The organism is Photorhabdus heterorhabditis (assembly GCF_018448905.1).
GTDB classification, from domain to species: Bacteria; Pseudomonadota; Gammaproteobacteria; order Enterobacterales; family Enterobacteriaceae; genus Photorhabdus; species Photorhabdus heterorhabditis.
Window position 1 is genome coordinate 1 of the sequence record NZ_RCWA01000066.1, and the last position, 9,977, is coordinate 9,977.

7 protein-coding genes, 1 rRNA gene and 1 pseudogene are annotated in these 9,977 nt (G+C 40.0%); 6 read left to right on the forward strand and 3 right to left on the reverse strand.

What is annotated here, in order from left to right:
- Nucleotides 1-4: 4 nt before the first annotated feature.
- A 5S ribosomal RNA gene (gene rrf / locus EAE89_RS21750) occupies nucleotides 5-120 on the forward strand.
- Between the two features lie 220 nt (nucleotides 121-340).
- On the opposite strand, the gene EAE89_RS21755 is transcribed toward rrf, so the two are convergent.
- Nucleotides 341-520: a hypothetical protein gene (locus EAE89_RS21755; protein WP_172911037.1), complete on the reverse strand. Its 180-nt coding sequence runs from the start codon at nucleotides 518-520 to the stop codon at nucleotides 341-343.
- 948 nt (nucleotides 521-1,468) lie between these two features.
- Between EAE89_RS21755 and metA the strand changes: the two genes are divergently transcribed.
- The 5 genes from metA to EAE89_RS21780 all read left to right on the forward strand — a co-directional run bounded on the left by metA (nucleotide 1,469) and on the right by EAE89_RS21780 (nucleotide 8,553).
- Nucleotides 1,469-2,398, forward strand: coding sequence for a homoserine O-acetyltransferase MetA (gene metA, locus EAE89_RS21760; RefSeq protein WP_214086568.1), 930 nt, complete (start codon nucleotides 1,469-1,471; stop codon nucleotides 2,396-2,398).
- Nucleotides 2,399-2,681: 283 nt separating this feature from the next.
- Entirely contained in the window at nucleotides 2,682-4,280 is a 1,599-nt protein-coding gene (gene aceB / locus EAE89_RS21765; RefSeq protein WP_214086569.1) for a malate synthase A, read from the forward strand.
- A gap of 62 nt (nucleotides 4,281-4,342) precedes the next feature.
- A complete protein-coding gene (aceA, locus tag EAE89_RS21770; protein ID WP_214086570.1) occupies nucleotides 4,343-5,650 on the forward strand; it encodes an isocitrate lyase in 1,308 nt (435 codons plus the stop codon).
- Nucleotides 5,651-5,702: 52 nt separating this feature from the next.
- The gene (gene aceK, locus EAE89_RS21775) at nucleotides 5,703-7,460 is read left to right on the forward strand and encodes a bifunctional isocitrate dehydrogenase kinase/phosphatase (protein ID WP_054477797.1); all 1,758 of its coding nucleotides are present in this window, start codon (nucleotides 5,703-5,705) and stop codon (nucleotides 7,458-7,460) included.
- A 526-nt stretch (nucleotides 7,461-7,986) separates the two neighbouring features.
- Complete coding sequence (locus tag EAE89_RS21780) at nucleotides 7,987-8,553, forward strand: hypothetical protein (protein WP_054477799.1); 567 nt, start codon at nucleotides 7,987-7,989, stop codon at nucleotides 8,551-8,553.
- A gap of 337 nt (nucleotides 8,554-8,890) precedes the next feature.
- On the opposite strand, the gene iclR is transcribed toward EAE89_RS21780, so the two are convergent.
- Both iclR and EAE89_RS21790 read right to left on the reverse strand, forming a co-directional pair.
- Complete coding sequence (iclR, locus tag EAE89_RS21785; protein WP_054477801.1) at nucleotides 8,891-9,721, reverse strand: glyoxylate bypass operon transcriptional repressor IclR; 831 nt, start codon at nucleotides 9,719-9,721, stop codon at nucleotides 8,891-8,893.
- Nucleotides 9,722-9,863: 142 nt separating this feature from the next.
- Nucleotides 9,864-9,977: pseudogene (locus EAE89_RS21790) on the reverse strand (IS5/IS1182 family transposase); the annotation flags it as partial.

Consider the following 9,977-nt stretch of genomic DNA (forward strand, 5'->3'; position numbering starts at 1 on the left):
TATGCCTGGCGGCGATAGCGCGGTGGTCCCACCTGACCCCATGCCGAACTCAGCAGTGAAACGCCGTAGCGCCGATGGTAGTGTGGGGTCTCCCCATGCGAGAGTAGGACACTGCCAGGCTTTAAATCCGGTGAACCCCCTCAGCGTAAGCTGGGGGTGTTTGCGTTTGGGGGTCAGAGACGCGATGACATGTCGGCTCGCCTGGCGGCTCATATAGTGCTCCACTGCCCGGTCTGCGAAATCGTCCCTGTTATGGCTCCTTGTACACGCTAGGTAACCGGCTGATGTGGATGTGGAAACTCGCTTAGCAGGTTTTGGGTTTTCATCCGATGGCGGCTTTTTAAGAGTCCGGCAGCTTATCTGCCTGTGAATCATTAAAACCGGTTATAGTCATAGCCGGCCCGAAAAATAACTGAAACCCGGTTTCTTCAGGCTGATAGACAATGGCGAATGCTAAAGCTAGCCCGTTATTATAGTTTTCTTTAAGAATATCGTTATTTCCTATCTCTTTTATAACCATATTATCACTATATTTATTATTGGAATCTGATTTAAATTGGCTTGTTGTTAGAGAAAGAGCTGTATATTCCGATATTGAATATAAATCTCATGGTTCAATATTAATAATTAAACTTATTTGTTAAGTAATATTGTTTCTTTCGCTAGGTGCATTATTTTAGTGTTATAGGCTATAATTTTATTTCTTTATTTCTTTATTTCTTTATTTCTTTATTTCTTTATTTCTTTTTATTAAATATACATGAGGTTTTGCATAGTAAATATAATATAAATGGGTATAAATTCTTCACTGTGGCTTCTGCTATCTCTGATATTTGCTGTTCTATTTTTTATCTTTTCCGATTATCTCATCTCTTTCGCAATCACCAATTTATATTTTTTATCAAATGGTTATTCTCAATCCCGAGAAAGAAGGTACTATAAATCATTCCCTTTTTGTTTTTATAAACCAGTCTATAAATGTTTTCATGATGGAAATATATCCTTTTATATCTCTTCGGATAATCACTCAACGGTTTAGAAATCAAGTTACACCAAATTAACCTTTCTATTCATTCTTTATTTCTTTGGTCGTTTTTGTCGCTTTATTAATGAAATGGTTGATGTAAAGATGCGTGCTATATTAACAGAGCGCCTTTCTAAAAAATTGCACTTATTAATCGAATTTGACATCTATTTTTACCGAAAATATCATTGAATATTAAGATTCTTCATCTCGTAATTGAATTAACCTGTTTTATTTTTTTCTATGTGACAAATGAAATTCAAATTGTTTCCAATTTTAAATGTTAAAAATTTATTAACTATTATCACGTTGAATATCATGATATGGACAAAAATGAAATAATTTCAGCTTACTTGTAAAGCCTCGACATTCTGCTAATACTTAGTTAAATTTAGCTATCTAGAAGTCTAAACGTGTGAATGGATAAAAAATTGAGGTTATAGCATGCCAATTTGTATACCGGATGAACTACCCGCAGTGAATTTTTTACGAGACGAGAATGTGTTCGTGATGACATCTACTCGTGCAAATATTCAAAATATACGTCCGTTAAAGGTATTGCTGCTTAACTTGATGCCAAAGAAAATTGAGACTGAAAATCAATTTTTACGGTTGCTATCTAACTCGCCTTTACAGGTAGATATTCAACTGCTCAGGGTGGATAACCGGAAGTGCAGGAACACACCTGCTGAGCATTTGGACAATTTTTATTGTGATTTCGAACAGATAAAACACCAAAATTTTGATGGTTTAATTGTCACTGGTGCTCCATTGGGATTAGTTGAATTCGAAGATGTGGAATATTGGGGGCAGATCGAAAGAATAATGAGTTGGGCAAAGGAACATGTGACTTCGACTCTGTTTATCTGCTGGGCTGTACAAGCTGCATTGAATATTTTGTATGGTTTGCCCAAATTCACCAGAGAAGTGAAATTATCCGGTGTTTATTCTCATTCCACTCTGGACCCTCTGGCATTATTGACTCGTGGCTTTGATGAGTCTTTTTTTGCCCCTCATTCTCGCTATGCAGATTTTCCTGAGCATATTATCCGTGAATATACTGATTTGGATATTCTTTCCAGCTCTGAAGGTGCAGGGGTGTACTTATTAGCTAGCAAAGATAAACGTATGGTATTTGTCACCGGCCATCCTGAGTATGATTGTGAAACACTGGCTAGTGAGTACTTACGTGATTTAGCAGCAGGTTTAGATCCTAAGATCCCAATAAATTATTTCCCGGATAATAATCCAGAAAGAAAACCATTGGCATCATGGCGTAGCCACGGACATTTATTATTTTCCAACTGGTTGAATTACTATGTGTACCAAATCACGCCATATGATCTTACCTACATGAATCCAACATTGGACTAATACCTTTAGGTGGCTGAATTTCAGCCACTTTACTATCCTGATTTTTTCTTATCTCTGCCAAAATACCGCACTTTTTGTAGTTTATCTTACATAACAAAAACTTAACAAAGTAATTCTATATTTTATGGAATCAATTTCTCTAATTTAAAATAGTTATTTTTGTTTTTAACTAATTGTTTTTTATTGAATAAAAATAAATTTTTTAAAAAATGGAAATCGTTTTTGATTTATTTTAAATATCTATTACTCTTATTCAGGTGTGTTTTAAAGTGAGGATGGATGGATGACGCAGCAAACTTTAGCGACTGAATTATCGTTTATTAAGCGATTTGGTGCAGCAGAACAGGAGATCTTGACGCCGCAGGCGGTAGATTTTCTGGTGGATCTGATTATGCGGTTTACTGATACTCGGAAAAAATTATTAGCCGAGCGGGATATTTGGCAAAAGAAAATTGATGATGGCGAATTACCTGATTTTATTTCGGAAACCAGTTCCATTTGTGATGGTGAATGGAAAATTCAAAATATTCCAACAGATCTCCGTGACCGCAGAGTGGAAATCACTGGACCGGTAGAACGGAAAATGGTTATCAACGCTTTGAATGCTAATGTAAAAGTTTTCATGGCTGATTTCGAGGATTCTTTAGCACCGGCTTGGGATAGGGTTATTGAAGGACAAATCAATTTACGTGATGCTGTTAATGGAACAATTTCTTACGTTAATGATCAGGGTAAGCAATACCAGTTGCGATCAGATCCGGCTGTTTTGATCGCGCGAGTAAGAGGGCTTCATTTACCGGAAAAACATGTTTTCTATCAGGAAGAGCCAATTGCCGGTGGATTGTTTGATTTTGCTCTTTATTTTTATCACAACTATAAGCAATTGCTGGCAAAAGGCAGTGGCCCCTATTTCTACTTGCCAAAAATTCAGTCTTACCACGAAGCACAGTGGTGGAATGATGTATTCAGTTTTGCAGAAGATCGCTTTGATCTGCCAAGGGGGACAATCAAAGCAACGGTACTGATTGAAACTCTGCCAGCTGTATTCCAGATGGATGAAATTCTTTACCACCTCCGTCATCACATTGTTGGCCTTAATTGTGGTCGCTGGGATTACATTTTCAGCTATATAAAGACATTGAAAAACCATGGAGATCGGGTTCTACCTGACCGTCAATCAGTCACTATGGATCAACCTTTCCTTAGTGCTTATTCCCGTTTATTGATCAAAACGTGTCATAAGCGCGGAGCGTTTGCAATGGGAGGCATGGCTGCCTTCATTCCAAGTAAAGATACTGAACATAATAAATGGGTATTGGATAAAGTTAGAGCGGATAAAGAGCTGGAAGCACGTAATGGTCATGATGGTACATGGATTGCACATCCAGGACTTGCGGATACGGTAATGGAGGTTTTCGACAAAGTATTGGGGAAACAACAAAACCAGTTAGATATCTTCCGTGAAGAAGATGCACCTATTACTGCGGCTCAATTATTAGAACCTTGTTCTGGAGATCGTACTGAGGAAGGTATGCGCGCCAATATCCGCGTAGCGGTTCAATACATTGAAGCTTGGATTTCAGGAAATGGATGCGTACCTATCTATGGCTTGATGGAAGATGCTGCGACAGCAGAAATTTCCCGGACATCCATTTGGCAATGGATTCACCATGAAAAATCATTATCCAATGGTAAGAAAATTACAAAAAGTTTATTCAGGCAGATGTTGGTAGAGGAAATGGCGGTCATTAAGCAAGAGGTTGGGGAAACACGTTTCAGCCAAGGGCGATTTGACGATGCGGCTAAGTTGATGGAACGCATTACGACTCAGGACGAGCTGATAGATTTTCTGACCTTACCGGGATATCAATTGCTCGACTAAGCAACAAATAATAACAAAACACCATATCCGATTAATTTAATGAAAGATAGGAAGTAGACGTCATGACAATCTCCAGAACTCAACAAATCGCTCAACTGGAACAGGAATGGAAAAGTGACCGTTGGAAAGGGATTATTCGTCCGTACAGCGCGGAAGATGTGGTTAAATTGCGCGGTTCGGTTAATCCTGAGCATACATTGGCCCAACTTGGAGCCAAAAAACTATGGGAATTGCTGCATGGTACAGCAAAGAAAGGTTATGTGAACTCATTGGGTGCATTGACCGGTGGACAGGCATTACAGCAGGCAAAAGCGGGTATTGAGGCGATTTATCTTTCTGGCTGGCAGGTTGCGGCTGATGCCAACACGGCATCCAGTATGTATCCTGATCAGTCTCTTTATCCGGTGGATTCGGTTCCGGCGGTGGTAAAACGTATTAACAACAGCTTCCGTCGCGCAGATCAGATTCAATGGGCAAATGGTATTGGTACTGACAGCCAGGAATATATTGATTACTTCCTGCCAATTGTGGCAGATGCGGAAGCCGGATTTGGTGGTGTTTTAAATGCTTTTGAATTGATGAAAGCCATGATTGAGGCTGGTGCGGCGGCAGTTCATTTTGAAGACCAACTGGCGGCGGTGAAAAAATGTGGTCATATGGGCGGTAAAGTTTTGGTTCCGACACAAGAGGCTATTCAGAAATTAGTTGCTGCGCGTCTGGCTGCGGATGTTTCTGGCGTACCAACACTGTTAGTTGCTCGTACAGATGCTGATGCGGCTGATCTACTAACTTCTGATAGTGATGCTTATGATCGTGAATTTATTACTGGCGAGCGGACTATTGAAGGATTTTTCCGTACCAGAGCCGGTATCGATCAGGCCATTAGTCGTGGTTTAGCTTATGCACCGTATGCTGATTTGGTGTGGTGTGAAACATCAACACCTGATATCGAAATGGCGCGTCATTTTGCTGAGGCGATTCACGCTGAATACCCCGGTAAGTTACTGGCTTACAACTGTTCTCCATCATTCAATTGGAAAAAGAATTTGGATGATAAAACTATTGCGCGTTTTCAGGATGAACTGTCAGCAATGGGTTATAAATTCCAGTTTATTACTTTGGCGGGTATTCATAGCATGTGGTTTAACATGTTTGACCTGGCACATGCTTATGCGCAGGGTGAAGGCATGAGGCATTATGTGGAGAAAGTACAGGAAAGAGAGTTTGAATCCATTGAACGGGGCTATACCTTCTCTTCTCATCAGCAGGAAGTTGGCACCGGTTATTTTGATAAAGTTACCACGATTATTCAGGGTGGTATATCGTCAGTAACCGCATTGACAGGTTCCACGGAGGAACAGCAGTTCTGATTGGATTCTATTCAGCCTGCCTATTGCAGGCTGAATATATTGAGGAGTTGCAATGGGGATAGATTCTGCACATTTGATAGCACAGACTATTTTACAGGGATTTGATGCACAATATGGCCGCTTTCTGGAAGTCACTTCAGGCGCACAGCAACGCTTTGAACAGGCTGATTGGCACGCTGTTCAGCAGGCCATGAAAAAGCGTATTAATCTTTATGATCACCACGTTGGTCTGGTTGTTGAGCAGCTTAAATGTATACATGGTGTTTTCGGATACGATGAAGATTACATTGCTAAGGTAAAGGTTGTTTATACCAATTTATTACCGGATTATCCCCGGTTTGAAATTGCAGAGAGCTTTTTTAACTCTGTTTATTGTCGTCTATTTGAACATCGTAACTTGACGCCAGATAAGTTATTTATTTTTACTTCCCAGCCTGTTCGCAGATTTCGGGATATTCCCCGTCCGTTATCGCGAGACTTTTTCCCTAATGGCAATCTCAATTCAATGTTACGGACAATGCTTAATGATTTGCCGCTGCGTCTGCCCTGGGAAGATCTGGAGAGAGATATTCGTTATATCACGGATTATCTGCAACGCATATTTCCAGATGGAGAAATATTACAGGCGACTTTTCAGATAGCTAATGAACTGTTCTATCGCAACAAAGCGGCTTGGTTGGTGGGTAAGATTCGAATTGGAAATAAAGTTTATCCTTTCTTGTTGCCGATCCATCATAACGAATCCGGCGGGATTTTTATTGATACCTGTCTAACCGATCATGCCGATGTCAGTATTGTATTTGGTTTCGCTCGTTCCTATTTTATGGTTTATGCTCCCTTGCCTGCGGCGTTAGTTGAATGGTTAAGAGAAATATTGCCTGCCAAATCAACGGCTGAGCTTTATATGGCTATTGGCTGTCAGAAGCATGGTAAGACAGAATATTACCGGGAATATCTGGCATTTATTACCTTTTCTAAAGAGCAATTTATGATTGCTCCTGGTGTTAAGGGGATGGTGATGCTGGTGTTTACTTCACCGTCACTCGATAGAGTCTTCAAGGTGATTAAAGACAGGTTTGCGCCCCAGAAAGAAGTCACTCAGGAGCGGGTACAGGAGTGTTACCGTCTGGTCAAAGAGCATGACCGTGTAGGGCGAATGGCGGATACGCAGGAATTCGAAAATTTCGTTATTGATAAAGCTCGCATCAGCCCTGAACTGATGGAAGAGTTACAGAAAGAAATACCAGAAAAACTGGAAGATCTCGGGAGTAAGATCCTTATCAAACATCTGTATATGGAGCGTCGGATGACGCCGCTGAATATCTATATGGAACAGGTGGATGAACAGAAACTGAAAGATACTATTGAAGAGTATGGAAATGCCATCAAACAACTTGCCGCTGCAAACATTTTCCCAGGAGATATGCTGTTCAAAAACTTTGGTGTGACACGGCATGGGCGAGTGGTGTTCTACGACTATGATGAAATCTGTTATATGACGGAAGTTAACTTCCGGGATATCCCCCCACCGCGTTACCCTGAAGATGAACTTGCCGGTGAGCCGTGGTATAGCGTGGCACCAAATGATGTTTTTCCTGAGGAATTCCGGCATTTTCTTTGTACTGACAGTCGTATCCGCTGCTATTTTGAAGAGATGCATAGTGATTTGTTTAAAGCAGACTATTGGCGAGCGCTACAGGAACGGATCAAAAGTGGTCATGTGGAAGATGTGTTTGCCTATCGTCGTAAACAGCGGTTCAGTCAGCGTACTGAGATAGAAACTTACTCTATTACCAAAGTTTCAGCCTGATTTTATTGGGAATTGGTGGTTGCTGTTAGCGACCGCCATTTTCACCAATAATTATTATCCTCATTAAATTATTTTTCTAAATTAAATATGAATTCATTCCGCTTTGTTTTTCTTGTGCGGGATGTGAATATTTCTGATAAAAATAAACCTGGGATTCAATATGAAATATATTCATTATTAGAAAATAATAATTAGAATGTGAGTTAAAAACATATATTTAATAATTGCTTTAAGAAATAAAAATAGATCCACTTATTTGTGGGGGAGCTATAATTTTATAGAGTTTGGAAATCAAGGAGTTTTAGCCACAGTTAATGGCTGGAAAAAGAATTGATATTTTTGACTCTTAATTAAGTACATGAAAAATTTCATATAACACATATATACTCAATAGATTTCAAGATGGATCGCGACGGCAAGGGAGCATAGATAACTCTGTGACCGGGGTGAGTGAGTGCAGCCAACAAAGAGGCAACTTGAAAGATGACGAGTATATAACTTCGTGGAAGTATTTAAGGATATAATAATGGCTAGTGTAATTTTATACGGTGATAAAATTCATATTAAAAATAACTACCTTGGAAATGGTGGCTATCTGGACACTAATGGTTATGCAACCGTACAAGGAGCAAAATATAATGTATATACGGCTACTTCGCCGAATCGCGCTCCGGGTACAGGTACGGGTACATGGCAAATTTTGTCTGCGAGTGGAAAAGGCATTGGGCAAGAGGTTTACAGTGGTGAAATCGTATTTCTCGCCAATCTTTACCAGAATAATGGGGGATATCTTGGTACTAATGGTTATGCGCCGTCACCTGAACTCTATAATGTTTATACAGCTGAGAAAGCAGCACGTCCGGTTGAAACCCTAACATGGTACATTTTTTCAGATACAACCAATGGACATGATGGTAAAGTTCGTGAAGGCGATATTATCCGTTTTCTGAATGGTTATAATAGCGTGCGTGGAGGATTTCTCGATACTTGTTTCAATGCTACTGTTTCTGGTGCTGTATATAATGTATATACTTCACGTCTTTCTAATCGAGGTAACGGAACAGGCACTTGGAATTTATCAAAAGCGATTTAATCAGAATGATATTCATCGATTAGTATTCCATTAACTAATCCTTATCTATCCCCTTCATCTTTCAAGCTGCTGCTTTGTTGGCTGTGTTCACTTGCCGCCGCACTGCAACTTGAAATCTATTGGGTATATAAGGGTCTGGAAATATAATTATTTTCGGACCCTTTATCTTATTTACTGATGTTATTTATAGTCTGGTTAAATAATTTTGTTGTTATTCTACTATATTATGGATAATATTTTCAGAGGAATAATAAATTAAATTGAATTTATTGGTCTGAAAATACAGGACACGATAAAATCAATGTCCTGTAAAAAATAGGATTATAAGGAAAAAGAATTAACGAACCCCGCCATATTCTTTACTGATTTCTTTTGCTGCACGGATAACTAATGCACCAAGTTCAGTGATGCGATCATCGGTGATCCGTGATACTGGGCCGGAAATAGAAATAGCGGCAAAAGCTTGGTGGTGTTCATCATAAATACAGGCGGCAATGCAGCGTAGACCCAAAGCATGTTCTTCATCGTCGAATGAATACCCTTGTTTACGTGTTTGCTCCAGATTTTCTTTTAAAGCGGAGGGAGTGGTCCTGGTATATTGTGTGTAAGAATGAAGCCCTTTCTTATGCAGTAATTGAACCAATTTATTGTCTGGTAGTGTTGAAAGGAGTGCTTTGCCAGCACCGGAAGCATGCATAGGTAACTTACCGCCGATTGGCGCAGACATTCTCATCAGCGCATTACACTGTACTTGATCGACAATAACCGCTTCATATTCACTGTGATCAAGAATAGCTAAATTCACGGTTTCACCGGAATCTTCCATTAGGCGGCGGAGGATCGGGTGAATAAGTGCCAATAAATTTCGGCTCTGTAAGAAACTGCTGCCGACAATAAAAGTGTGTGAACCGATAACCCACAGCCCTAAATCGCCAATTTGGCGGACAAAACCGTGTTGTTGTAAGGTGGTGAGAAGGCGGTGAGTGGTGGAGTTTGGTAACCCGGCTTGTTGTGCCAAATCAGTCAGTGCGATACCGCCTGGTGACTCGGAAATATATTCCAAAAGAGTCAGTCCGCGACTTAATGACTGTACCTGCCCGTTAGCAGCAGCATTATTCGCTGTAATCCTAATTCTTTTTGTTTTTTTAATGGTAACGGCAGTGCTCATCGAAATACCCTCTGAATGATAAGATGGAATTCATTTTCATTTCTCATTATGGACGATAAACCTGAAAAACACTCATCCGATGTGTGGAGAATGCTGCTTGTCATTGCGATCTGAAAAAATCGCAGGGACTAGGTAGTGTCCCTTAATTATATAATCTCCGGCAAAAGAGTCGAATACAGCCTAATTTCACCATCGACAGATAGTTTCGTGCTGTTTTTTCATAGCGTGTTGCAATACGTCGATTACCTTTCAAAAA